The following is a 21,028-nucleotide window of genomic DNA, read 5'->3' as shown; positions in this document are numbered from 1 at the left end:
GGACTTTGCGCGATCGAGGGTGAAGTCGACCGCAGGGCGCCGATCAGCCCTCGCGGCGCTCGTCCCGCGCCGCCTCGGCGTCCCGGATGGTCAGCAGCGCCGCTGTCTCGACGTTGTCCAGATAGGCGCGAGCGCCTCGCCCCGCGCGGATCGCTCCGTACGCGAACGTGGCGAACGCGACGAGCGTGAAGACCGGCGTGAAGTCGAGCGTGACCCACATGAAGAAGCCCGCGACGATCGCCCCGACGATCGGCGCTCCCACGAAGGCGATCAGCAGGCCTTCGACGATCTCGCTGCCGCCCCGACGTCGCTCATTCATGGTCATCCCCCCGGATCCCCTCGGCGCTTGCCGCCATGCCGCCACTCTAGTGGCCGCAGTGGCATGCGGTGCCACGAAGGCGTCAGGCTCCGCGCACCGTGTCGAGCCACCGCCCGAGCCGGTCGATCCCCTCAACGATGTCCGCCTTCGAGGAGGCGTAGGACAGGCGGATGTGGGTGTCGCCGTGCGTGGGTCCGAAGTCGTGCCCGGGCGTGAGCGCGACGTGCGCCTCGTCGAGCGCGCGCTCGCAGAAGGTGGCCGAGTCCAGGCCCGTCGCGGAGATGTCGGTGAAGGCGTAGAACGCGCCGTTCGGCTCGGAGGCGACGGGGATGCCGATGCGGGCGAGCCCCTCGATCATCAGCGCGCGCCGCTCGAGCATGTCGATGCGGCGGGCGTCGGCCTCGGCGAGCACCTCCGGGTCGAAGCAGTGGATCGCGGCGTACTGCGCCGGCACCTGAGGGCCCAGGAAGAAGTCGACGGCGAGCGAGTCCATCACGCCGACCAGGGCGTCGGGGACGATGCACCAGCCCAGCCGCCAGCCCGTCATGCCGAAGTACTTGGAGAAGCTGCTGACGATGATCGCCTCGGGGTCGTGCACGAGGGCGGTCTCGGGCGGGGTGCCGTCGGGCCGCGGGTCGGCGCCATCGAGGTAGATCTCGTCGACGATGCGCCACCCGCCGAGCTCCCTCGTCGCGTCGCAGATCGCGGCCAGCTCCTCGGGCGCGAGCGATGTGCCTGTCGGGTTCGAGGGGCTCGCGATCATCACGGCCTGCGTGCGCTCGGTCCAGTGCTCGCGCACCATGTCGGCGGTCAGCTGGAAGCGGCTCTCGGCGGTCGTCGGCACGGCGATGAGGTTGCCGCCGAATGCGCGCACGAGCTCGCGGTTGGGAAGGTACGAGGGATCGGCGAGGATCACGTCCGAGCCAGGGTCCACGGTCGCGGCCGTGAGGAGCAGCAGCGCGGAGGACGCCCCCGACGTGATGAAGACGCGGCGCGGGTCGATCTCGACCCCGTGGCGGTCCCGGTAGAACTCGCAGATCCGGGCGCGCAGCGCGGGATCGCCCTTCGGGACGCCGTAGGGGAGGGGGCGCCCGTCCATGGCCTCGGCCATGGCCGCGCGGACCGGCGCGGAGGCGCCGAAGTCGGGCTCGCCGAGGTTCAGACGGACGACGCGGTGTCCGGATCGGTCGATCTGGTCCGCCTTGGCGATGAGGCCCATCGCTCGGAACGGCTCGACGTTCAGGGCGCGCTGGGAGATGCGCATCATGCCTCCTCGGGGTGCAGCGCTCCGAGGAGAGCCAGCATGGCGGTGTTGATGGGCACGTCGATGCCGTGCCGGGCGGCGATGCGGACGATCGCGCCCGTGAGGGCGTCGTGCTCGATCGGGCGACCCGCCATGACGTCCTCGCGCATCGAGGAGGTGTTGTTGGCGGGCGCTGCGGCCTGGAGCCAGGCGATGACCGCATCGGCCTGCTCGGGCGAGAGGTCCGCGCCCTCCGCGCGCGCGACGGCCGCGACCTCGCGCGTGATCTGCCTTGCGAGGTCCGCGATCGCGGGATCGAGGAGCACGGGAGCGCGTCGGCGCGTGAGAGCGGTGAGGCTGTTGCCCGCGCAGTTGATCATCATCTTGGTCCACAGGACCTCGGCGAAGTCCTCCGCGACGTTCATGCGCATGCCGCCCTCGTCGAGGAGCCGGCCGAGCGTCTTGCCGGACCCCGTCGCGGGCAGCGCGATATCGTGCTCGCCCACGCGTCGCATCGTCGCCACCCCGGGTGCTGTCCGCTCGACGTTGAGGTAGACGATCGCGGGGATCGCGTCCGCGCCGCCCACGTGGGGTCGGACCCGGTCGACCTGTTCCACCCCGTTCTGGCCGACGAGGATCGTCGCGCCCGCGGCGGCGCCCGCGCGCAGCCACTCGGCCATCGCGTCGGTGGCGTAGGCCTTCACCGCGATCACCATGACGTCGACGTCACCGAGCTCCGACGGGTCGTCGATGTGGCGTGCGGGCCAGGTCTGAGGCGTGCCGTCCTCGACGATCGTGACGCTGTCGACGGGGGTGCGCCCGCCGCAGATCACGATCTCGCTGCCGGCGCGCGCGAAGGCCGATCCGATCGCGAGGCCGATGGCTCCCGCGCCGACGATGGCGACCTTGGATGCGGGCACGGCTGACCTCCTGGCTCGACGATGGGGGCTCATCAGAAATGTACTCGCGTGCGCCTGAAATGTGCTCTCAAATCCTGGTCGCCCGCGCATCGTCCATGGGAGAATCTTCTGCATGGATGCGATTGACCGCGACATTCTTGCGATCCTCCAGCGCGAGGGGCGCATCAGCGCCACGGACCTGGCCCAGCGTGTGGGTCTCAGCCTGTCCCCGTGCCACCGCCGCCTCAAGGCGCTCGAGGACGCCGGTGTGATCCGCGGCTACCGCGCGGACGTGGACCCGGTCCTGGTCGACCGCACCTTCACCACGCTCGTCTCCGTGACGCTGCAGAGCGTCGCCCCTGGCGACTTCATGGAGTTCGAGCAGCAGCTCGCAGGGATGCCGGAGGTGGTGCAGGCGCAGAGGCTCTTCGGCAACCCCGACTACATGCTGCACGTCGTGTGCAAGGACCTCCAGGCCTTCCAGGAGCTCACCGACACGAGGCTGTCGGCGCTTCCCGGCGTCCAGCGGCTCGACTCGACCCTCGTGATGAAGGATGTCGTCCCGTATCGGGGTCTTCCGCTCTCAGGCAGCCGGTGACATCCCTGTGCGGTGGGGCCCGCCCGCTGACCGGGCGGACCCCACCGCGCGCCGGAATGGGCCGGCGTTGACCCCGGCCGCCGCAAGGAGGAGAGGAGCGGCGACCGGGATCCGGGGTCAGCGGAAGCGCGTGGTGAGCGTGCCGACCGATTCGATCGCGCTCGTGAGCGTCTCTCCCGAGCGCAGGAACCGCGGCGGCGTCCTGCGGTTGCCGATGCCCGAAGGTGTGCCCGTGAAGATCAGGTCGCCCGGCAGGAGGGTGACGACCGCGGACAGACGGGCGATGAGCTCGGGGATGTCGTAGATCATCCGCGAGGTCCGGCTGTCCTGCATCGTGTCGCCATCGACGGCGCATGAGATCGCGAGGTCGGAGGGATCGTCGATCTCGTCGAGCGTGACGATCCACGGTCCGGTGGGGGAGAAGCCGGGGTGGGACTTCGCGAGGGAGAACTGCGGCTTCGTGCCCTCGAGCTGCGCGACGCGCTCGGAGAGGTCCTGCCCCACGGTGAGGCCTGCGACGTGGTCCCACGCGTCGTCGCGGCGGATGTGGTGGCCGCCGGTGCCGATCACGACCACGAGCTCGACCTCCCAGTCGACGTGTCCCTCGGGCAGGTCGACGGTCGCGTCGGGCCCGGTGAGGCTCGACGCGAACTTCGTGAAGGTGACGGGCATGCTGTCGGGCGGATAGCCGGCCTCATCCGCGTGCTCGCGGTAGTTGACGCCGATCGCGAAGATCTGTGCGGGCCTGGGTATGGGAGGGCCGAGGCGCGCGGGGTCGACCGGCGCGCGGTGCTCGTGCCGACCGGTGACGACGTCCCCAGCCCCGGCATCGTCCGCGCCCGCAGCATCGTCCCCCGCCCCTGCATCGTCCGGGCCCCGCGCGGTCGCCCAGGCGGCGAAGCGCGCCCAGTCCCCGAAGGCCGACATCGGGTCCGGGCCGAACAGCCCGCCCGACGCGTCGGCGACGTCGACCGCCGCCCCGTCCCCCGTGATGAGGGCGAGGCGACCGTCGAGGTTCGCGACTCTCACCAGTCGACCCGCTGAGGTGCGGGCTCGCCGTGGGCTTCCTCCCACGAGACGACCTTGTTGCGCAGCGTGCCGATGCCCGAGATCTCGGCCTCGACCACGTCGCCAGGGTTGAGGTAGAAGTCGAACGGGTTGGGCTGCACCGCGGCGACGCCCGAGATGGTGCCCGTCGTGATGAGGTCGCCTGCGGAGTAGATCTGCGGCGAGTGGTACGCCACGAGGTGCGGCCAGGAGATGCGGGTCTTGTTGGTGTTGCCCTGCTGGCGGACCTCGCCGTTGACGCGCAGCTCCATCGCGAGGTTGTGCATGTCGGGGACCTCGTCCTTCGTGACGATCCACGGGCCGATGGGGCAGAACGTGTCGATGCCCTTGGAGAACGAGAACACGCCCGACTCCATCTCCTTGCGCTGGATGTCGCGCGCGGTGATGTCGTTGAAGACCGTGAAGCCTGCGATGTAGTCCTCCGCCTCCTCGGGGCCGAAGAACTTGCCGGACTTGCCGATGACGATCGCGAGCTCGAGCTCGTAGTCGAGCTCCTTGGTGAGACCCTCGGGATAGACGATGTCGTCCTCGGGACCGATGATCGCGTCGAGGTTCTGGAAGAACACGATGCCCTTGTGGACCGGGTGGGACCAGTCGACCGCGGTGAGCTCGTTGTGGTGGTCGATGAAGTTGCCCGCGGTGTGGAAGAACTTCTTGGGGCGGATCGGGGCGCGCAGCGTCACGTCCTCGTATCGCAGGCGCTCGCCGGTCTCGCCGACCTTGCCGTCGCGCTCGAAGTACTCGCGAGTCGAGGGGACGTCGAGCTCGATGACGACGCCCTCCTCGAGCTCGAGGCGGCCGACCCTGCCCTCGTCGAAGGTGATGAGCTTCATGGTGTCTCCTGTTCCGTCTGTGGATGCCGACGCCTACGCGCCGACCATGTTGAAGCCGCCGTCGGCGAGCATGTAACCGCCCGTGAGGTGCGCGGACTCGTCAGTCGCAAGCCACAGGCAGGCGCCCGCGACGAACTCGGGCGGCGGGATGTGGCCCATCGGGGTCTGCGAGATGAGCACCTCGCGGCGGCCGCCCTTCCAGTCCTCGCGCTGCAGCAGCCGCTCTGTCTCCATGAAGCCCGGCGCGAAGGTGTTGACCCTGACGGCTGGCGCGAACGCCTTGGCGTAGGACTTGGTGATGCCGAGGATCGCGTACTTGGCGGCGGCGTACTGCGGTGCGCGGGGGGAGCCCTTCACGACGACCGTCGAGCCGACATTGACGATCGCGCCGTGGCCCTGCTCGAGCATGCGGGCGCCGAACTCATGCGTCATGAGGAGGGTCCCCTTGACGTCGACGTCGATCACCGCGTCGAGCGCCTCCTGCGTGAGCTCCTTCCAGGACATCTGCTCGCTGGACACGTCGCCCACGTTGTTGACGAGCACGTCGAGCGAGCCGAAGGCCTCCCACACCTCGTCGGCCATGCGCCTGATCTGGTCCCAGCTGATGATGTCGGCCTGGACCAGGATGCCGTCGCTGCCGGCCTCGCGCACTCGGGCGAGGGTGTGCTCGGCGCCCGCCTTCGAGCTGCGGTAGTGGATGGCGACCTTGGCGCCCTCCTGCGCTGCGCGGACGGCGATCTCGGCGCCGAAGCCCGTGCCGGCGCCCGTGACGAGCACGGTCTTGCCCGCGAAGCGGGGGAAGATCTCGGTCATTGCGATGTCTCCTTACACTTCATTGTGTAAAAGCAGGTTTCGGTGATTAAATCTATGGCGGCAGGGGGTGCGCGTCAACCGCAACCCGCCGGACGACACGAACGGAGCGGTTCATGGCGAGGATTCCGGACTTGGAGCCGGGCGGACTCGACGCCGCCCAGGCGGCGCTGTACGACGCGATCGCGGGAGGGCCGCGCGCGGCAGGTCCCCAGCACTTCGCGCTCACGCGCCCGGACGGCTCGCTGCGAGGCCCGTTCAACGCGATGCTGCTTGCGCCCGACCTGGGCGCCGCGCTCCAGGGCGTCGGCTCGGCGCTGCGGTATCGGGGCGCGCTGTCGGATCGTGCGCGCGAGATCGCGATCCTGCTGGTCGCGGCGCGATGGGACAGCGCCTTCGAGCGCGAGGCGCACGAGGCGGTCGGCGCCGCATGCGGGCTCACGGGCGACGAGCTCGCGGCGCTGCGCGCCCAGGACCCGACGTCCTTCGACGGGGACGACGCTGTGGTCGCCCTCGCGGTCCTCGCGCTGCTCGACGGGGATCTGGACGATGCTGCCTGGGCAGACCTCGAGTCCTCGCTTGGGGCCGCTGTCGCCTTCGAGCTGACCACGCTTGTGGGCTACTACGCGACGCTCGCGCTGCAGCTGCGGGTCTTCCGGGTCGGTTCGTGACATGGCGTGCCGCGTTGCTGGACCTCGGCGAGCGAGATAGCGTTTCGACACATGAAAGCCGGTGGTTCCATGAAGGCCAGTGAGGACGACAAGGCGGGCAACCGCTATCGGATCGAGGCGCTCGCGAAGGGCCTCGACGTGCTGCGGCTCTTCGACGAGACCGTCACGGGACTCAAGCTCCGCGAGATCAGCGATCTGACGGGCATCCCGATGCCCACCGCCTTCCGAGTGGTCGCGACCCTCGAGGAGGGCGGATTCGTCGAGCGACTCGAGGACGGGACGGTGCGACCGGGCGTCGCAGTGCTCACGCTCGGCTCCGCCGCGCTGCGTGGCTCGAGCCTCGTGCAGGTCGCGGAGCGGCCGCTGCGTCGTCTCGCGGAGGCGACGGGGGAGACGGTCAACCTCGGCGTGCTTCTGGGCGATCAGGTGCTTTACCTGGTCAGGCTGCGCAACTCGGATCTCGTCACCGCGAACGTCCAGGTGGGCTCGACCCTGCCGGCCGCCTACACGAGCATGGGCAAGCTCCTGCTCGCCTATCTGCCCGAGGAGGAACGGCATGAGGTGCTGCGGGACCACGACTTCGGCGCGGCCGCGGGACCCAACGCCGTCGGCACGCTCGAGGCCCTCGACGCCGATTGCCTCGCGATCCGGGCAGAGGGTTACGCGGTGCAGGACCAGGAGGTCGCGATCGGCTTGCGCTCGGTCTCGGTGCCCGTCTTCGGTCGCGGCGACACGCCCGTCGCGGCCATCAACATCGCCGTCGCGGCGAACCGCCACAGCGCCGATGAGCTGAGGGGCCCGCTCCTGGAATCTCTGCGCGCGACCGCCCAGGAGATCTCGGTGAGGCTCTCCGCCGGCTGAGGGTGCGGGCGTCGCGGCGCTTCGTCCCACGGCGCAGCCCGCCTTCGCCCCGCTCGTCGTCACTCCGCCTGTCACGGCTCGGTGACGCGCAGGCAGAAGTCGATCGCGGCGTCGAGCAGAGCCTCGCGGTCCACCTCTCCCTGCCACAGGTGACCCGCGCCCGGCACGAGCGTCAGCCGCGCATCGCAGCCCGCGCTGAGCAGCGCCTCGGCGAAGGCGACGCTCTGTGCGGGCGGTACCGCGCCGTCGTCGGTGCCGTGCGCGATGTGGAACGGCGCGGCGCCCGTGCGCACGTGCGTCACTGGGCTTGCCGCCCTTGCGCGCGCGAGGTCGGCGCCGACCGCGTGGCCGAGCCAGCCCGCCTCGCGATTGGCCGGGTCGTCGAGCGCTCCCTCGGACTCTGCGAGCGCGATGAGGTCGCTCGGCCCGTACCAGTCGACGACGCCCACGATCCCGTCGCGGACCGCCGGGTCGTCGTGAAGCGCCACGAGCGCGGCCAGGGTCGCGCCCGCGGACTCGCCCCACAGCACGATTCTCGTCGCGTCGACGTCCAGTTCGTCGGCGTGCGCTCGCAGCCACGCGAGCGCGCCCGCGACGTCGTCCACCTGGGCGGGGAAGCACGCCTCGCCGCTCAGACGGTAGTCGACCGACGCCACCGCGAGGCCCGCCGCCGCGATGCGCGCGAACGGCTCGGATCCCGGCATCGTCGGGGCGAGCGTGCTCCTGCTGCCGACGCGCCAGCCGCCGCCGTGCACGAACACGACCACGGGCGAGCCCGGCGCGGGAGACGGGTGCAGGTCGAGCGACAGAGGTCGGAAGCCGACCGGCTCCGCGAACACGACGTCGCGCAGCGCGGTCGACTCCCGCGGCTCGGTCCTCACCGAGCTCAGTCCTCGAGGAAGTTGTAGTCGGGGCGGAAGACCGTCCCGTACAGCTCGCCCGCGGTCTTCATCTGGTCGATCGTGGGGATGAAGAACTCCTTCGGGGTGGGGATGCCGGGCTTGTCCGTCGGGCGTCCCATCGCGTGGAAGAAGCGCGCGAAGCCCGCGGAGCTCACGCCCATGATCTTGGAGGTCGCCTCCATGCGGAACGCGTGGATGGTGCCCTTGGGGACGTAGCCGAAGCCGCCCTGCGTGAGCACGCGGTCGTCCTTGAAGCCGTTCTCGTCGTCCATCCACAGGTGCACGGCGCCGTCGATGATGAAGAAGATCTCGTGGGTGAAGGGGTGGATGTGCGCGGGGATGATGTCGCCCGCGTTGCCCTCGCAGCTGAAGACGTCGTACTGATCGTCCGTCTCGTCGCCGGTGAGGAGGATCGTGAACAGGGTGTCGAAGACGACGGACTTCTCGCCCTCGCCGTCCTCGAGGTAGAAGGGCTTGGGGCTGCCGGGAAGGATCCCGGCGTGCTGCGGTGCGAGCGTGCTGGCGTCGTTCGGGGACATCGACCCGACCTCCATGTGGGTTCAGAGACGACCTCGTTGTCGCCCTGGTGGCACCAGGATGGCGGCGCGGTCAGGGGAACGGAAGTACGTCCTTCTTAACGATCGTGAGGCGCCGCCTATCGATCCGCGCCGACCCTGCCGACGGAGCCTCCCGCTGCCCAGGCGCGGCGGGCCTCGGTCTGCGCGATTTGGGCGAAGCGCTCCGCGATGTCCGAGCGCTGGGTGCGCGTGCACAGGAGCACCGTGGCGGGCTCGATGTCGCGCACCGGGACGAAGGCGAGCGACGCCCTGGGGAAGTGGGCGGCGGCGGAGGCGGCGGCGATGTTGACGCCCATGCCGGCCTCCACGAGATCGAGGATCCCCTCGATGTCGTTCGCGCGCGCTCCGACGTGCGGGTGGCTGCCGTCCGGCCGCGGGTCGACGAGCCACCAGGACAGCGCCTCGGGGTCTGCGCCCGAGGCCGCGATGAAGGTCTCGTGCGGGATCTCGTCGATCGAGATCGACTCGCGACCCGCGAGGGGATGCGCGGCCGGGACGACGAGCACCCTCGGCTCGGTCCATAGCGGGCTCGTGCTGACGACGGTCGGGTCGTGCGCGAGCGGGGCGGCCGCGAGGACCACGTCGACGCGATCCGCCAGCAGCTCGGGCACGACGTCGAAGAAGCCGACGCGGCGCATCTCGAGCCTGAGGTCGGGGATGGACCGCACCGCGTTCATGATGGTCGCGGTGAGCGGCGCGGCGCCCGCGGCGACCACGCCGATCCGCAGGCTCGGGCCCGTCGCTGCGCGCTGCCGCTCGACCCACGCGCACAGCTCGTCGTGCGCCTCGATCACCTTCGTCGCATGCGGGAGGAGGGCGGTGCCCAGGGTCGTGAGCGCGACCGAGCGCGATGTGCGCTCGAAGAGCTGTCCGCCGACGGAGCGCTCGAGCCCCGAGATCTGCTGGCTGAGCGAGGGCGAGGAGATGGACAGCCGCTCCGCCGCCCTCGCGAAGTGGAGCTCCTCCGCGAGCACGCTGAAGTACCTCAAGGTGTGGATCGCGACGTCCAAGGTGGTCCTCCGCACTCGAGGCGCCCTTGCCCCGATCGTGAGGCTCAGCCTATCCGGGTGCGTGCATTCCCACGAGTGAGGCCGTTCAGCGCGTCTGCCCGGCCCCCGCCCGTTCGGCAAGGAGACGCCCGACAGTATGGGCCTGCTCGAGAAGGATGCGCCCGATCTCGGGCTGGCGGTCGGGGCCGAAGCGCGACTCCACTCCCGTGGCCGACAGTGCCCACGCGGGGCGGCCCTTGACGTCGAAGATCGCGGCGGCCATGCCCCAGCTGCCCTCGACGAGCAGGCCGGGGTTGACGACGTAGCCCGTGCGGCGCGCGCTCTCGAGGCGTTCGCGCAGCGGGCCTGACGCGTGCGCGGGGCCCCACGCGGTTGTCAGGTCTGCGCGCGCCAGGTAGGCCTCGCGCTCGGCCGCGGGGGACATCGCGAGGATGGCGAGGCCGGCCGACGCGACGCCGAGCGGGAAGCGGATCCCCTCGTAGAGCACGTGCGAGCGCAGTGGGAACGCACCCTCCTCACGCAGGAGGCAGACCGTCTCGTCGCCGCGCCTCGCGGAGAGGAAGGCGCTCTCTCCCGTGAGCCGCGCGACCTCGCGCACGGCGTCCGAGGCGAGGGAGGCGATGTCGTAGCGCTCGGCGGCCACGGAGCCGAGGATGTACGCCTCGGGGCCCAGGAGCCAGCCGCGATCGGGATCGCGGTCCACGAGCCCCTCTGCCGCGAGGGCGGTGAGCAGACGATGCGCCGTCGGCCTGGTCAGGTGCGCGGACTCGGCGACGCGGGCGGTGGGCACCGGCTCGCCCGCGCTCGCGCTCAGGGTGCGCAGCACCGCGCCCACCCGAGCGACCACCTGTGCGCCCTGTTCCGCCATGTCCGCTCCCTTGCGTTCACCTGCCCGCTGCTTCTGCTGCCAGCTGCTTGCTGCTTCTGCTTCTTGCTGCGCCGCTGCTGCTTCCACCTGTGCCGGGCGTCCACATAGTGGTCGCCCGGATCGCCCTTGCCCACATCGTGCCATGTGATTGACGCGTCCTCTACGGGGAGCTAGCGTCCGAGGTATCCACGATGTGGTCAGACAAAGGAGTCGGACGTCATGGGGAAGCTGTACGGGAGCGCGGCCGAGGCGGTCGCCGATGTGGTGCGGGACGGACAGATCATCGCGGTCGGGGGCTTCGGCCTCAGCGGCAATCCGACCGATCTGATCGAGGCGGTGAGGGCCTCCGGGGCGCGCGATCTCACGATCGTGAGCAACAACATGGGCGTCGACGGCAAGGGCCTCGGCATCCTGCTCGAGGCCGGCCAGGTGCGGAAGGTCGTCGCGTCCTACGTGGGCGAGAACAAGCTCTTCGCGGAGCAGTACCTTGCGGGAAGGCTCGAGGTGGAGTTCACCCCGCAGGGCACCCTCGCCGAGCGGATGCGCGCGGGAGGTGCGGGGATCGCGGGCTTCTACACGCGCACGGGAGTCGGCACGCCCGTCGCGGAGGGCAAGCCGACCTCGATGTTCGACGGAGTCGAGTACGTGCTCGAGCGCGGGATCGTCGCCGACGTCGCGCTCGTGAAGGCACATCGCGCCGACACCGCCGGCAACCTGCGCTATCGCTTCACGGCGCGCAACTTCAATCCGCTCGCCGCGATGTCGGGGCGGATCACGCTCGCGGAGGCCGAGGAGGTCGACCCGCATCCGCTGGATCCCGACACCGTCGAGACCCCCGGCATCTTCGTGCAGCGACTGGTGAGGTCGGTGCCGCGCGTCAAGGACATCGAGCAGCGCACGACGAGGGAGGCCTGACATGGCGTGGACGCGTGACGAGATGGCGGCGGTCGCGGCCGAGGAGCTCGAGGACGGCCAGTACGTGAACCTTGGGATCGGGATCCCGACCCTCGTGGCCAACCACCTGCCGCCAGGCGTGACCGTGACGCTGCAGAGCGAGAACGGCATGCTCGGCATGGGTCCGTTCCCGCTGACCGGCGATGAGGATGCGGACCTCATCAACGCGGGCAAGCAGACGGTGACGGTGCTGCCGGGAGGGAGCTTCTTCGATTCGGCGACGTCGTTCGCGATGATCCGCGGCGGCCACGTCGACGCCGCGATCCTCGGTGCGCTCCAGGTCTCCCAGCGCGGTGACCTCGCCAACTGGACCATCCCCGGCAAGCTCGTGAAGGGCATGGGTGGCGCGATGGACCTGGTCGCGGGCACCAAGCGGGTCGTGGTCCTCACCGATCACGTCGCGCGGGACGGATCGCCGAAGATCGTCGAGGAATGCACGCTGCCCCTCACCGGGGTCGGCGTGGTGGACCGCATCGTCACCGACCTGTGCGTGCTCGACGTGGTCGACGGCTCGCTCGTGCTCCGCAGGCTCGCGCCCGACGTCACCGAGCAGCAGGTCGTCGAGTCCACGGGCGCGCCCGTGCGCGTCGAGCTGGAGGTCGCGTGAGCGTCGTGATCGCGGGCTACGCCCGCACGCCGTTCGTGAGGTACTGCGGACAGTTCGCAAGGATCCCCGCGACCGCGCTCGGCGCCCACGCCGGTGCGGCGGCGCTGTCACGGGCAGGGCTGTCTCCCGACGCCGTCGACCGCGTCGTCGCCGGGCAGGTGCTGCAGGGCGGCGCGGGCCAGAACCCCGCCCGCCAGGCCGCGGTGGGCGCCGGCGTGCCGATGACCACGCCCGCCTCGACGCTCAACGTCGTGTGCCTGTCCGGCACGGAGGCGGTCGCGCAGGGGGCTCGGCTCATCGAGACGGGCGAGGCAGACGTCGTCCTCACGATCGGCATGGAGTCGATGTCGCTCGCGCCGCATGCGTACGTCGGGTCTCGGCTGGGCGCGAAGTACGGCGCGATCGAGCTGCTGGACACGATGGCGCACGACGGCCTCACCGACGCGTTCGAGCATCGCGCCATGGGCGCGTCCACCGAGGAGCACTCCGAGAGGTACGAGCTCAGTCGCGAGAGCCAGGATGAGTGGGCCGCCGAGTCGCACCGCCGACTGGTCGAGTCGGCGGCCTTCCAGGCCGAGGAGATCGCGCCGCTCGCGCCCAAGCCGGGCGCGGAGCCCGTCGCGGCGGACGACGGGGTGCGACCGGGGACGACGGTCGAGTCGTTGTCACGGCTGCGTCCCGCGTTCGGGGGACGAGGGACGATCACGGCGGGAAACGCCTCGCAGATCTCCGACGGCGCGGCGGCCCTCGTGCTCGCGCGCGAGGGCGTGGTCGCCGACCCGCTCGCGCGCGTGCTGTCCTGGGCGCTCGTGGCCGGACCGGACGTGTCGCTGCACGCACAGCCGGCCAATGCGGCGCGGGCCGCGCTGGATCGGGCCGGGCGCTCCGTCGACGACGTGACTGCCTGGGAGATCTCGGAGGCGTTCGCCGCGGTGTCCCTCGCCTCGACCATGAGCCTGGGCGTGGACCCCGCGAAGGTGAATGCGCATGGCGGCGCGATCGCGCTCGGCCACCCCATCGGCGCGTCGGGAGCGCGCATCGTCGGCACGGTCGCGCGCGCGGCCGCCCAGACCGGTCCCGGCTCTCTCGGGGTCGCGGCGATCTGCGGCGGGGGAGGGCAGGGCTCCGCCGTCGTCGTCGAGCCTCTCTGAGCGGTCACCGGCAACGCGTCGCGCCGTCCTGCATGCTGGAGGCCTGAGAAGGGACACGCCCATGGCTTCCTGGTCCTCCGCGGAGTTGTCGCGCATCGGTGGCGCGACCGAGCTGCGCATCGCGTCTCGCCGCGCCGACGGGAGTCTCCGCGGCTTCGTGACCATCTGGGTCGCCGCCGTCGGGGACGACGTCTACGTCCGCTCGGCGCACGGCGTCGACAACCCGTGGTTTCGGCGCGCGCGACGCTCGGGCGCGGGGCGAATCAGCGCCGGGGGAGTCGAGCGCGACGTCGCCTTGGAACTGGTCCCCGAGGACGATGCGGTGCATCCCCGGATCGACGATGTCCTGCACGCGAAGTACGACCGCTACGGGCCGGCGTATGTCGGTGCGATCGTCGGCGAGGCGACCTACCCGGCGACCTTCCGCATCGTCCCTGGGTGACCTGCCCCTGGGTGCCCACGCGCCTGCGTGCTGGCCCTGAGTGCCGCCGCCGCGCGCACGGCTGGCGACGCCGCTAGCGTGACTCGCAGGGGAGCCGACCGTGCTGCCCGCTCACGGGGGAGACACATGGACGTCACGATCACCTCAGGACCCGCCTTCGCGATCGGGTACATCTCGGTCCCGCCGGGTGGAAGCGTCCGAGTCGAGGCCGGCGCGATGGCTCTCACCCGCGGCGACATCTCGATGGAGACCTCGACCCGTGGCGGATTCATGAGCGGCCTCAAGCGCTCGCTCGGCGGTGAGAGCTTCTTCGTCAACGACTTCCATTCGAGTGCGGGCGGCCAGGTAGGCGTCGCTGCGCAGCTGCCCGGCGACATGGCTGAGGTGACGCTCGATGGTCGCGGCGCGCTGCTCGTGCAGTCGGGATCGTGGATCGCGTCCGACCCATCGATCGACGTGGACTCCAAGTGGGGCGGCGGCAGGTCCTTCTTCTCCGGCGAGGGGCTGATCCTGCTGCGCTGCTCCGGCGTCGGTGAGCTGCTGCTCGCGTCCTACGGCGCGATCCAGGCGACCACGCTCGCGGCGGGCGAGACGATCACCCTCGACACCGGACACGTGGTCGCCTTCGACGACTCGGTGCAGTACTCCGTGCGCAAGGCCGGCAGCTGGAAGTCCACCCTGCTCGGCGGCGAGGGGCTCGTGACGGACTTCACCGGGCCCGGTCGCGTGTGGCTCCAGACGCGGTCGACGAACGACCTGATCGGCTGGATCCAGAAGGTGAACCCGCAGCGCAACAACTAGGGCGGACGGAGCTCCCCTGGGTTTGAGATCCGGCTACATCCCCGGACGTAGCGTTCAGGCGCATCTGACGGACATGGTGGCACCGCACTGAACCCACCCTCGGCGCGTGGATGAGGTCCTTGCGTGCGCCGTAGAACGCGTGAGCGGTCTCTCCGCACACGTCCGAGAGTGCGATCCCTGTCACATCTGAGCCTGCGGCCCGCATCTGTTCCTTCACTCGTCCGGTGTGCCGTCGATAAGAGGGGTAGACGAGAAAGGAGCAAGCACATGAGAGACGAGACCTATCACTGGCCCGAGGCGTCCGTGTGGAGCGTGCTCGCCTCCACTCATGAGCTCACCGCGGAGCAGCGTGCGCTGCTCACGGCCACCGAGCACCTCGACGGTGCAACCTCTTCGGCTGCCTGACCCGCCTTCGCGATTCTCTCCTCGGGGCGCCCGTCGTCCCCAGGCTGCTTCTTGATGGTGCTTGTCCACGCTTGAGGGCGTTTTGTCCTATTTGTCACACCCCCGTGATGGACTGGGGTCATGGTCGAGATCGACGAGATGGACGCAGCGTTCGCCCAGGTGCGCGCTGGTCTAGCGGCCATCCGCACTCTCGTCGACGGGGCCGATTCGTGGCCGCAGCGCGAGCTCTTGGGGCGTCAGCGCGAGCTGTTCTCGATCCGTCGTGAGATGGATCTTGAGACCTCTCGCGTGGTCGCGGAGACCGCCCGACGCTCCGACGACTCCGACGGTGTCGGGCTCGCGCGCGGACAGGGACACCGGACCGTCGAGTCCCTCGTGGCGTCCGTGTCCGGCGGGTCCACGGCCGAGGCCGGCCGGCAGGCCCGGGTCGGCCGGGTCCTGGACGATGCTGTCCGGGCTCGCGCGCACGCGGACGATGCTGCAGCCGGGCTGGGATTCGACGACGAGGGTTCTGGTGCGGTCGAGCCTGGCGGGCCCGTGTTCCCCGTGGTCGCGCAGGCGCTGGTCGAGATGCGACTGTCGATCGAGGCTGGTGATGTGGTCATCTGTGCGCTGAGGCGGGTGGCCGATGTGCTCGAGGGTCCGGAGCTGGCCACGTTCGAAGCCGAGCTTGTCGCGAAGGCGATGGGGCTGCCGCTGGCGCAGGTGAAGCGGATGGTGGCCGGGGCCGAGGCGCGGCTCAAGCCCGACGAGGTCAAGAAGCGCGAGAACCAGGCCCGCAAGGACCGCTTCGCGACCATCAAGTCCCGCCCCGACGGCACCTGGCTGCTCACCGCCGTCATGGATCCTGCGTCGATGGCGCCGATCAAGGCGTTCCTCGATGCCTATGCCAGGGCCGGGTTTCATGCCCAGCGCGGCGACAAGGGCGCCGATGGTTCGGGGACCGGCGAGGGCGGCTTGGGTGGCGCCGAGCGGCGCAGCGCTGCGCAGATGCGCGCCGACGCGCTCGTCGCCCTGGCCCGTCACGGTGCGGGCTGCGAGGCAGGGCATGCGGGCGTGAAGACCACCGTCATCGTCCGGTTGAGCCTGGAGGACCTGCGAGCCGGCGAAGGCGTCGCGGAGATTGACGGCCACGACACCCCTGTCTCTGTCGCGACCGCCCGGCAGCTGGCCGCGGACGCCGAGATCATCCCCTGCGTCCTGGGCGGCGACGGTGAGGTCCTCGACTGGGGCAGAACCCGCCGCCTGTTCACCAAGGCGCAATCGAGGTACCTGGTCGAACGCGACGGCGGCTGCGCGAAATGCCATGCCCCGCCCGACTGGTGCGAAGCCCACCACATCCAATGGTGGAACCGCGGCGGTCCGACCGATATCGCCAACGGTGTGCTCCTCTGCACCGCCTGTCACCACGACCTGCACCGCGACGGCTGGGACATCGACACCCACGACAACCAGGTCTGGCTCATCCCACCCCGACACATCGACCCCACCCGCACGCCACGCCTCGGCGGACGCGCGGCGGTGGAACTCGCCGCGTGAGTGCGAGGCCGGCGCGGAGGTGGCGTCGGCGCGGGCGCGGAAGCGGGTGGTGCGTGGACTCAGGCCTCGTCGGTCGTGGCCGGGCGGTCCGAGGGGCCTCCGAGCTGCGGGCCGCGCAGGCTCTGGCGGCGGAGGAACTTCCTGTCGTCGTTTGCGTACGCGTAGTAGTAGCCGATCAGCAGGCCGCCTCCGATGAAGTTGCCCAGGAGCACGATCGCGAGGTTGCCGAGCGCGAGGCCGACGTCGATGCCGTCCTTCATGCCGACCACCGTGAACAGCACGGTGTTGGCGACCGAGTGCTCGAAGCCGACGAAGGCGAAGATGAAGACGCTCATGATCATCGCGAGGGACTTCATGAAGTCCTCCTTGATGAGGCCGTTGTAGACCAGCAGCATCGCCAGGTTGATCATGAAGTTGCACAGCACCGCGCGGACGAACAGGTCCGACCACCCCGCGGCGCCCTCGGAGAGGTACGCGAGCTTGTGGTCCACGCCAGCCTGCATCTGCTCGCCGACCGCGCCGTCGCCAAGGCTCGAGAAGTAGACCATGAGCGCCACGACGATGCCGCCCAGGATGTTGCCGCCGTAGCACATGAGCAGGATCCGGCCTGCTCTGAGGGCGGTCGTGCGCCGGTAGTACGCGCCGATCGAGACGATCATCATGTTCGAGGTCAGCAGCTCGGACTTCGAGTAGTAGATGAAGACCAGCGCAAAGCCGAAGATGAGCGCACCGACGATCTTGCCGATACCGACGATCGAGCCGTCACCGACGCTCGCGAAGGCCGCGAGCACGGTGTAGTTCGTCAGGTACATGATGCCGATGAGGATCCCGGCCATCGCCGAACGCATCAGGTAGATGCGCGCGAGGCCGCCGCTCATCGCGGTCTTCGTCTCGAGTGCGTCGAGCACGGTCGAGATGAAGTGCTTGCCGGGGAACAGCTGACTGGTATCGGCCATGGTGACCACGCTACCGACAGCGCGTGCCGGATGCCGGGACGGACGTACTGGGCGCGGCGGCTACCTCTCGGAGTCGTCCTCGTCCTCGGGCCTCGTCACGGGGGACCAGTCCGGGCCGGGTGCGGCCTCGGTGGGGGCTTCGTCCTCCGACGCGTCGGCGACCTCGTCGGACTCGGGCCCGGTCCAGCCCGCCGGGCTCATCCCAGGCTCGGCGGGCGACTCCGGGTCGTCGGCTGCGGGCGTGCCGTCGGCGGGTGTGCCGTCGGCCCAGTCGGGGGCGTCGTCGGACCAGGCGGTGTCGTCGCCGGTCCAGGCAGCTTCCTCGGCCACCGCTGGCTCGTCGGCCACGGGCGCACTATCGCCGAGGTCTTCGCTCTCGACCGGCTCGTCGACCGGCGCTTCGGTGCCCGGCTCTGCCGCAGCGATCGGCTCGGCTCCGGCCGCCTCCTCGACGGCGACCTCCGCCTCGGCCTCGACGGCATCCGACTCGTCGTCGGACGGGACCGCCGAGAAGCCCGCTGCGACCGTGGCGAGCAGCCGGGCGCCGTAGCCCGTCGCGCCAGCGGGGCGCCACGCATCGTCCTCCTCGGTCTGCATCGTCCCTGCGATGTCGACGTGCGCCCACGGGATATCGGAGACGAACTCCTGGAGGAACAGCGCGGCCGTCGTCGCACCCGCATACGGGCCGCCGATGTTCGCGATGTCCGCGATCTTGGAGTTCAGCAGCTTGCGGTACTTCTTCTCGAGCGGCATGCGCCAGACGGGCTCGTCGACGTCGAACGCCGCGGCCTCGACCTGCGCCGCGATGTCGTCGTCGTTGGAGAAGAACGCGGCCCGGGACTTGCCGAGCGCCATGAGTGCGGAACCGGTGAGCGTCGCGATGTCGATCACCGCGTCGACCTCGGCCTCGACCGCGAGCGACAGCCCGTCCATGAGGACCAGACGGCCCTCGGCGTCGGTGTTCTTCACCTCGACGGTCTTGCCGTTGCGCGCGACGAGGACGTCGCCGAGCTTCGTGGCCGAACCGGACGGCATGTTGTCGGTGCACATGAGCCACGCCGACACCTTCGCCTTCGCGCCGAGGTCCTGCAGCGCGGTGAACGCACCGAGCACGGCGGCGGCCCCGCCCATGTCGATCTTCATGAGCAGGTGCATCGGGTCCGACGGCTTGAGGCTGATGCCGCCCGAGTCGTACATGATGCCCTTGCCGACCATGCCGAGGTGTCCGATGACCTCGCCCTCGGGGTTGTACGTGAGCACGATCAGTCGTGGCTCCTCGGTGCTGCCGGCGTTCACGCCGAGCAGGCCGCCGCAGCCCATCTCCTCGAGCTCGGTCGGGCCGAGCGAGTCGACCGAGAAGCCGAAGCGGTGGCCGAGCTCCTCCGCGACCTCGCCCATGCGCGTGGCCGTGAGGATCCCTGCGGGCGTGTTGGCGAGGTCGCGCGCGACCACGGCGGCACGGATGGTGGGCATGGCCGCAGCGATGCCGTCCTCGAGGTCCTCCATCGAGGCGCCGTCGATGAAGACGCCCAGCGACTCGAGCGGAAGGCACTTCGTCTCGCTCTTGAGCGGCGTGTAGCGGTAGCGGCCGAGGGCCGCGCCCTCGACGACGGCGGTGGCCGCAGCCGCGGGGTGGAAGTCGGGCGAGCCGACGGCGATCGTCAGCATGCCGGACTGCTTCGCCAGCACCCGAGCGGCGACTGCGGCGGCGTCACGCACACCGTCGAGGCTCAGGTCCTCATTCGCACCCATGCCGGACAGGATCAGCGGGCGGTCGCCGTTCGGCACGACGGCCGTGCTGCCGGCCTCGCCGGTGAAGCCCATCGCCTCGAGCGTCGCGGCGTCGAGCCCTGAGGCACCCGCGGGTTCCTCCGTGGTCACGAGGAAGGCGACGGGGCCTTCGGCGAGGGCACCGGGCGACGCCGTCGGCAGCTTCTCGAGTGAGGAGAGCGGAGCGTTCTCCGTGTCACGGACATCTTCTGACGGTGCCATGGACGGTCCCTTCCTTCCCGCGTGTGCCGCCGAGGCGCGGCGCTTTCGACTCTAGCCCCGGCCCGGGCCTCTCGCCTGGTGTCCCCGGGTCTCGGCGCGGCGCCGGGGCTGTGGGGCCGCCACGGGGCCGGAGGACGCGTGCGTCCCAGAGTGCCGCCAGGGTCTAGGGGACGGCGGGGCGCAGGACGACAGCGGGGTCTCGTCTGCGCAGCACGATCCACGACGCGAGCGCCGAGAGCGCCTCGCCCACCGGGAGCGCGATCCATAGCGCGACCGCTCCGTGGCCGTTTGCGAGCAGAACGAGCGGCAGCCGGAGCAGAGCGAGCGTGCCCAGCGTGATCGCGTACGACGGGCCCGGGCGCCCCATGGCCTGGAAGTACGCGGAGATCAGCGGCGGCACACCGGAGAAGATCAGCCCGATCGCGATGATCCGCACCGCCGAGGTCGCGTGGTCGACCGTGTCCGGATCGTCGAGGAACGCGCGCGCGATCGGTCGGGCCGCCACGATGATGGCGGCCGACGCGAGCGCGCCGTACAGCACGGTCGCGGCCAGTCCGCGCGTGCGCGTCCCGCCGACGCGCGCCGACCGCCCGCTGCCCGCGTTGAATCCGACGATCGGCTGAATGCCCTGCGTGATGCCGAGCTGCGGCATGGACGCGAAGGTCTGGACCCGGGAGGCGACCGCGTACGCCGCGAGGATCGAGGCGCCGGCGACGGCGAGCGACGCGTTGACGGTCGCGGTGAGCAGCGTGGCGCCGAGCCCCGTGAGGAACGAGGGCGCGCCGATGCCGACGACGCGCGAGACCGTCGAGCGGTGGGGGAGCAGGTCCCTGGCTCGCACCCGATAGGGGCGTTGCCTCTGCACGAAGAAGAACCACAACGCCATCACCGCCGACACGGCCTGGCCGCCGACCGTGCCCCACGCGGCCCCGGCCACGCCCATGTCGAGGCCGAAGATCAGCAGCGGGTCCAGCGTGATCTGGACCAGCACCGCGCTCACCCACATCGCGGTCGCGAATCCGATGCGGCCCTCCGCCCGCACGATCGCGGAGAAGCCCGTCGCGACGATCGCCCCGAGCATCAGGATCGCGGCGTACGGCCGCGCGTAGGGGAGGGTCGCCTCGGTCGCGCCGGCCGCGCGTAGCAGGGGGTCCAGGAAGACCAGCCCCAGCGTCGTGAAGACCACCGCCGAGCCCCAGAACAGGGAGAACGCGTTGCCGGCGGCGCGACCCGCATCGTCCGGGCGCCCCGCTCCGAGGTGCCGCGAGACCAGGGAGGCGCCTCCGATGCCCACCGTCGTCGACATGGCTCCGATGAACAGCAGCAGCGGCGCCACCAGGTTCACGGCCGCGAGCGCGGTCTCGCCGACGCCGCGCGCGACGAACCATGCGTTCGTGAGCGCGTACACGCCATAGAGGCTCACGGACAGCGTGGTCTGCGAGCACGTCGACCACAGCAGGGGACCGAGCGCGCGGGTGCCGAGCTCCTCGCTGCGGTCCGCCGCCGTGCCCCTGGCCATCG

Annotated in this window: 23 protein-coding genes; 10 read left to right on the top strand and 13 right to left on the bottom strand. The window is 70.6% G+C overall.

Annotated features, from left to right (window positions below):
• Positions 1-43: 43 nt before the first annotated feature.
• From B7K23_RS11815 to B7K23_RS11805, 3 genes are all read right to left on the bottom strand, one after another.
• Positions 44-319 (bottom strand): hypothetical protein, encoded by a 276-nt coding sequence (locus B7K23_RS11815; protein WP_143338261.1) that lies wholly within the window; start codon positions 317-319, stop codon positions 44-46.
• 82 nt (positions 320-401) lie between these two features.
• Positions 402-1,586, bottom strand: a complete 1,185-nt coding sequence (locus B7K23_RS11810) for an aminotransferase class I/II-fold pyridoxal phosphate-dependent enzyme (RefSeq protein WP_200809829.1) — start codon at positions 1,584-1,586, stop codon at positions 402-404.
• On the bottom strand, positions 1,583-2,482 hold the full coding sequence (locus B7K23_RS11805; RefSeq protein WP_200809828.1) for a 2-dehydropantoate 2-reductase: 900 nt from the start codon (positions 2,480-2,482) through the stop codon (positions 1,583-1,585). The genes B7K23_RS11810 and B7K23_RS11805 overlap by 4 nt, the downstream gene beginning before the upstream one ends.
• A gap of 112 nt (positions 2,483-2,594) precedes the next feature.
• On the opposite strand from B7K23_RS11805, the gene B7K23_RS11800 reads away from it, so the two are divergent.
• Positions 2,595-3,059 (top strand): Lrp/AsnC family transcriptional regulator, encoded by a 465-nt coding sequence (locus tag B7K23_RS11800; RefSeq protein ID WP_084126771.1) that lies wholly within the window; start codon positions 2,595-2,597, stop codon positions 3,057-3,059.
• Positions 3,060-3,176: 117 nt separating this feature from the next.
• Here B7K23_RS11800 and B7K23_RS11795 read toward each other — a convergent pair whose 3' ends face one another.
• From B7K23_RS11795 to B7K23_RS11785, 3 genes are read right to left on the bottom strand one after another with little or no spacing between them, the layout of a single operon-like run.
• Positions 3,177-4,088 (bottom strand): fumarylacetoacetate hydrolase family protein, encoded by a 912-nt coding sequence (locus tag B7K23_RS11795; protein WP_084126770.1) that lies wholly within the window; start codon positions 4,086-4,088, stop codon positions 3,177-3,179.
• Positions 4,085-4,960: a fumarylacetoacetate hydrolase family protein gene (locus tag B7K23_RS11790; protein WP_084126769.1), complete on the bottom strand. Its 876-nt coding sequence runs from the start codon at positions 4,958-4,960 to the stop codon at positions 4,085-4,087. The genes B7K23_RS11795 and B7K23_RS11790 overlap by 4 nt, the downstream gene beginning before the upstream one ends.
• A 33-nt stretch (positions 4,961-4,993) precedes the next feature.
• Positions 4,994-5,773, bottom strand: a complete 780-nt coding sequence (locus tag B7K23_RS11785; RefSeq protein WP_084126768.1) for an SDR family NAD(P)-dependent oxidoreductase — start codon at positions 5,771-5,773, stop codon at positions 4,994-4,996.
• A 113-nt stretch (positions 5,774-5,886) separates the two neighbouring features.
• On the opposite strand from B7K23_RS11785, the gene B7K23_RS11780 reads away from it, so the two are divergent.
• Both B7K23_RS11780 and B7K23_RS11775 read left to right on the top strand, forming a co-directional pair.
• Positions 5,887-6,441 (top strand): carboxymuconolactone decarboxylase family protein, encoded by a 555-nt coding sequence (locus tag B7K23_RS11780; RefSeq protein WP_084126767.1) that lies wholly within the window; start codon positions 5,887-5,889, stop codon positions 6,439-6,441.
• Between the two features lie 51 nt (positions 6,442-6,492).
• Positions 6,493-7,302, top strand: a complete 810-nt coding sequence (locus B7K23_RS11775) for an IclR family transcriptional regulator (protein WP_143338260.1) — start codon at positions 6,493-6,495, stop codon at positions 7,300-7,302.
• 71 nt (positions 7,303-7,373) lie between these two features.
• Here the strand turns inward: B7K23_RS11775 and B7K23_RS11770 are convergent, their stop codons facing one another.
• The 4 genes from B7K23_RS11770 to B7K23_RS11755 form a co-directional block, all read right to left on the bottom strand.
• Positions 7,374-8,183, bottom strand: a complete 810-nt coding sequence (locus B7K23_RS11770; protein ID WP_200809827.1) for an alpha/beta hydrolase — start codon at positions 8,181-8,183, stop codon at positions 7,374-7,376.
• 5 nt (positions 8,184-8,188) lie between these two features.
• Positions 8,189-8,743 (bottom strand): quercetin 2,3-dioxygenase, encoded by a 555-nt coding sequence (locus tag B7K23_RS11765; protein WP_159451400.1) that lies wholly within the window; start codon positions 8,741-8,743, stop codon positions 8,189-8,191.
• Between the two features lie 116 nt (positions 8,744-8,859).
• On the bottom strand, positions 8,860-9,792 hold the full coding sequence (locus B7K23_RS11760) for a LysR family transcriptional regulator (RefSeq protein ID WP_143338259.1): 933 nt from the start codon (positions 9,790-9,792) through the stop codon (positions 8,860-8,862).
• A gap of 85 nt (positions 9,793-9,877) precedes the next feature.
• Complete coding sequence (locus tag B7K23_RS11755; protein ID WP_084126763.1) at positions 9,878-10,660, bottom strand: IclR family transcriptional regulator; 783 nt, start codon at positions 10,658-10,660, stop codon at positions 9,878-9,880.
• Between the two features lie 219 nt (positions 10,661-10,879).
• Between B7K23_RS11755 and B7K23_RS11750 the strand changes: the two genes are divergently transcribed.
• From B7K23_RS11750 to B7K23_RS11725, 7 genes are all read left to right on the top strand, one after another.
• Positions 10,880-11,575 (top strand): CoA transferase subunit A, encoded by a 696-nt coding sequence (locus tag B7K23_RS11750; RefSeq protein ID WP_084126762.1) that lies wholly within the window; start codon positions 10,880-10,882, stop codon positions 11,573-11,575.
• Position 11,576: 1 nt separating this feature from the next.
• On the top strand, positions 11,577-12,221 hold the full coding sequence (locus B7K23_RS11745) for a CoA transferase subunit B (protein WP_084126761.1): 645 nt from the start codon (positions 11,577-11,579) through the stop codon (positions 12,219-12,221).
• Positions 12,218-13,372: an acetyl-CoA C-acyltransferase gene (locus B7K23_RS11740; RefSeq protein WP_084126760.1), complete on the top strand. Its 1,155-nt coding sequence runs from the start codon at positions 12,218-12,220 to the stop codon at positions 13,370-13,372. The genes B7K23_RS11745 and B7K23_RS11740 overlap by 4 nt, the downstream gene beginning before the upstream one ends.
• A gap of 61 nt (positions 13,373-13,433) precedes the next feature.
• Positions 13,434-13,814: a DUF2255 family protein gene (locus tag B7K23_RS11735; protein WP_084126759.1), complete on the top strand. Its 381-nt coding sequence runs from the start codon at positions 13,434-13,436 to the stop codon at positions 13,812-13,814.
• 126 nt (positions 13,815-13,940) lie between these two features.
• Positions 13,941-14,615 (top strand): TIGR00266 family protein, encoded by a 675-nt coding sequence (locus B7K23_RS11730; protein WP_084126758.1) that lies wholly within the window; start codon positions 13,941-13,943, stop codon positions 14,613-14,615.
• A gap of 267 nt (positions 14,616-14,882) precedes the next feature.
• Entirely contained in the window at positions 14,883-15,020 is a 138-nt protein-coding gene (locus tag B7K23_RS15760) for a hypothetical protein (protein WP_159451399.1), read from the top strand.
• 120 nt (positions 15,021-15,140) lie between these two features.
• Positions 15,141-16,559, top strand: a complete 1,419-nt coding sequence (locus tag B7K23_RS11725) for an HNH endonuclease signature motif containing protein (protein WP_084126757.1) — start codon at positions 15,141-15,143, stop codon at positions 16,557-16,559.
• Between the two features lie 59 nt (positions 16,560-16,618).
• Here the strand turns inward: B7K23_RS11725 and B7K23_RS11720 are convergent, their stop codons facing one another.
• From B7K23_RS11720 to B7K23_RS11710, 3 genes are all read right to left on the bottom strand, one after another.
• Positions 16,619-17,515, bottom strand: coding sequence for a formate/nitrite transporter family protein (locus B7K23_RS11720; RefSeq protein WP_084126756.1), 897 nt, complete (start codon positions 17,513-17,515; stop codon positions 16,619-16,621).
• Positions 17,516-17,575: 60 nt separating this feature from the next.
• Complete coding sequence (locus B7K23_RS11715) at positions 17,576-19,507, bottom strand: leucyl aminopeptidase (protein WP_084126755.1); 1,932 nt, start codon at positions 19,505-19,507, stop codon at positions 17,576-17,578.
• 163 nt (positions 19,508-19,670) lie between these two features.
• The gene (locus tag B7K23_RS11710; protein WP_084126754.1) at positions 19,671-21,026 is read right to left on the bottom strand and encodes an MATE family efflux transporter; all 1,356 of its coding nucleotides are present in this window, start codon (positions 21,024-21,026) and stop codon (positions 19,671-19,673) included.
• Positions 21,027-21,028 lie beyond the last annotated feature (2 nt).

The sequence above is a fragment of the Demequina sp. NBRC 110054 genome, from assembly GCF_002090115.1.
Lineage (GTDB): Bacteria > Actinomycetota > Actinomycetes > Actinomycetales > Demequinaceae > Demequina.
Note: the sequence above shows the minus strand (reverse complement) of the source record. Positions and strands in the feature narration are given on the sequence as shown.

Bases quoted from the DNA above. Each gene is read 5' to 3' on its own strand.
- B7K23_RS11815 (WP_143338261.1), bottom strand. From the start codon at position 319: ATGAATGAGCGACGTCGGGGCGGCAGCGAGATCGTCGAAGGCCTGCTG.
- B7K23_RS11810 (WP_200809829.1), bottom strand. From the start codon at position 1,586: ATGATGCGCATCTCCCAGCGCGCCCTGAACGTCGAGCCGTTCCGAGCG.
- B7K23_RS11800 (WP_084126771.1), top strand. From the start codon at position 2,595: ATGGATGCGATTGACCGCGACATTCTTGCGATCCTCCAGCGCGAGGGG.
- B7K23_RS11790 (WP_084126769.1), bottom strand. From the start codon at position 4,960: ATGAAGCTCATCACCTTCGACGAGGGCAGGGTCGGCCGCCTCGAGCTC.
- B7K23_RS11785 (WP_084126768.1), bottom strand. From the start codon at position 5,773: ATGACCGAGATCTTCCCCCGCTTCGCGGGCAAGACCGTGCTCGTCACG.
- B7K23_RS11780 (WP_084126767.1), top strand. From the start codon at position 5,887: ATGGCGAGGATTCCGGACTTGGAGCCGGGCGGACTCGACGCCGCCCAG.
- B7K23_RS11775 (WP_143338260.1), top strand. From the start codon at position 6,493: ATGAAAGCCGGTGGTTCCATGAAGGCCAGTGAGGACGACAAGGCGGGC.
- B7K23_RS11765 (WP_159451400.1), bottom strand. From the start codon at position 8,743: ATGTCCCCGAACGACGCCAGCACGCTCGCACCGCAGCACGCCGGGATC.
- B7K23_RS11755 (WP_084126763.1), bottom strand. From the start codon at position 10,660: ATGGCGGAACAGGGCGCACAGGTGGTCGCTCGGGTGGGCGCGGTGCTG.
- B7K23_RS11750 (WP_084126762.1), top strand. From the start codon at position 10,880: ATGGGGAAGCTGTACGGGAGCGCGGCCGAGGCGGTCGCCGATGTGGTG.
- B7K23_RS11745 (WP_084126761.1), top strand. From the start codon at position 11,577: ATGGCGTGGACGCGTGACGAGATGGCGGCGGTCGCGGCCGAGGAGCTC.
- B7K23_RS11735 (WP_084126759.1), top strand. From the start codon at position 13,434: ATGGCTTCCTGGTCCTCCGCGGAGTTGTCGCGCATCGGTGGCGCGACC.
- B7K23_RS11730 (WP_084126758.1), top strand. From the start codon at position 13,941: ATGGACGTCACGATCACCTCAGGACCCGCCTTCGCGATCGGGTACATC.
- B7K23_RS15760 (WP_159451399.1), top strand. From the start codon at position 14,883: ATGAGAGACGAGACCTATCACTGGCCCGAGGCGTCCGTGTGGAGCGTG.
- B7K23_RS11725 (WP_084126757.1), top strand. From the start codon at position 15,141: ATGGTCGAGATCGACGAGATGGACGCAGCGTTCGCCCAGGTGCGCGCT.
- B7K23_RS11720 (WP_084126756.1), bottom strand. From the start codon at position 17,515: ATGGCCGATACCAGTCAGCTGTTCCCCGGCAAGCACTTCATCTCGACC.
- B7K23_RS11715 (WP_084126755.1), bottom strand. From the start codon at position 19,507: ATGGCACCGTCAGAAGATGTCCGTGACACGGAGAACGCTCCGCTCTCC.
- B7K23_RS11710 (WP_084126754.1), bottom strand. From the start codon at position 21,026: ATGGCCAGGGGCACGGCGGCGGACCGCAGCGAGGAGCTCGGCACCCGC.